Below are 1,015 nucleotides of genomic sequence, written 5' to 3' on the forward strand. Positions count from 1 at the left end.
CCCTAGCCATCACGCTCCTCCTCAACCACGACCAACCGGTGCTCTACCTCTCCGGCCGGGCCATCCACCGCGCCTCCGAGGGCTACCGCGGCGAAGGCAAGACCGATGCCAAGGACGCCGCCGTCATCGCCGATCAGGCTCGTATCCGCCGCGATCTGCATCCATTACGGGCTGGCGACGAGACCGTCACCGAGCTGAAAATCCTCACCGGCCGGCGCATGGACCTGGTCGCCGACCGCACTCGCACCGTCAACCGGCTCCGCGCTCAACTCACTGGCATCTTTCCCGGTCTGGAGCGTGCGCTCGACGTCACCAACGCCGGCCCGCTCGTCTTGCTGACCGGCTACCAAACGCCGGCCGCCCTCCGCCGGATCGGCCGCAAGAGGCTGGAGACGTGGCTGCGAAACCGCAAGGTCCTCCGCGCCGACCAGCTGGCCAAGGCCGCCTTCGAGGCGGCTGAGCGCCAGCACACCAGCCTGCCGGGCGAGAGACTGACCGCCCCGATGGTGCACACGCTGGCGGCGGAGGTGATCAGCCTCAACCAACAGGTCACCGAGGTCGACAAGCTCATCGAGGCCCGGTTTCGCGAGCACCAAGACTTCGAAGTGATCACCAGCATGCCCGGCCTGGGCGTCATCCTCGGTGCCGAGTTCCTGGCCGCCACCGGCGGCGACATGAGCGTCTTCGGCACTCCCGACCGGCTCGCCGGCTTCGGCGGCGTCGCCCCAGCACCGCGACTCCGGGAAGATCAGCGGCAATCTACGGCGCCCCCAGCGATACAACCGCAGGCTCCAACGCGTCTTCTACACCTCCGCCTTGTTCAGCATCCGAACGTGCGAGGAGTCCCGCCGGTTCTACGATCGCAAACGAGCCGAGGGCAAGCGTCACACCCAGGCTGTCCTCGCTCTCGCCCGACGCCGTGTGAACGTCCTCTGGGCCCTTCTGCGCGACGGACGGTGCTACGAACTCACGCCGCCGACCGTCCTCGCGGCTTGACAGACCGCATTAGGAATCG

At 67.8% G+C, this 1,015-nt stretch carries 1 pseudogene; it reads left to right on the top strand.

Annotation, left to right across the window (positions count from 1 at the left end):
- Positions 1 to 996 (top strand): annotated as a pseudogene (locus AQJ27_RS54470) (IS110 family RNA-guided transposase); the annotation flags it as partial.
- Between the last annotated feature and the right edge of the window lie 19 nt (positions 997 to 1,015).

The sequence above is a fragment of the Streptomyces olivochromogenes genome, from assembly GCF_001514115.1.
Lineage (GTDB): Bacteria > Actinomycetota > Actinomycetes > Streptomycetales > Streptomycetaceae > Streptomyces > Streptomyces olivochromogenes.